Raw genomic sequence first — 578 nt, forward strand, 5'->3', positions numbered from 1 at the left:
CCCGGCATCAGCACCAGCAGACGACGAAGACCTCTCCGAACCCCAAACAGTGACGGTATTGTCATTCGCACTTGCGTTTAGTTTACGGTCGTCGTCAGCGTACGCTGTTGGCGCTATCAAGAAAGAGAGAAACGCTAAAGCGACTCCTGCAATTAGAAGGTTTTTAGAGTGCTTTAGCTTCATCTTCGGTCACGCTTTCATTCGCTGCCAATGTCACTTTCCAGCTGGAACCGTCCCAGGTTACAAAAAAGCTAGTTTTTTCTAATGATTTCGGGTTCTTCTCAAGTTTACCTGAACGGTAAGACGTATTCTCTGGGAGTTCGACAAGCATTTGAACGCCATAAGTATTGGGAGGCACGTCTTCATACCCCTCAACGACCTCGTTGCGAATTATTCGACGAACCGTGTATTTGGCGGAGTCCTCCCAATCTCCCGAACTGTAGACTTCGTCGATTCTCGCGATCATGTCTTGGCAGGGTGTGCAGGTGTCGGTGCTGAAGTCCCTCATGGGCTGGGTGTCTCCCGTGGCCCATCCATACTCCATGAGGGCCAGGAAGTGGCGGGCGGCGTATTCGGCG

1 protein-coding gene is annotated in these 578 nt (G+C 51.6%); it reads right to left on the bottom strand.

Features of this window, described 5'->3' with window-relative positions; translation table 11 throughout:
• Positions 1 to 163: 163 nt before the first annotated feature.
• Positions 164 to 578 (bottom strand): DUF6318 family protein (locus M3T53_RS09795; protein ID WP_272434346.1); only part of this gene is annotated, 415 nt, incomplete at its 5' end.

It is taken from the genome of Actinomyces sp. B33 (genome assembly GCF_028437565.1).
Classification (GTDB): Bacteria; Actinomycetota; Actinomycetes; order Actinomycetales; family Actinomycetaceae; genus Pauljensenia.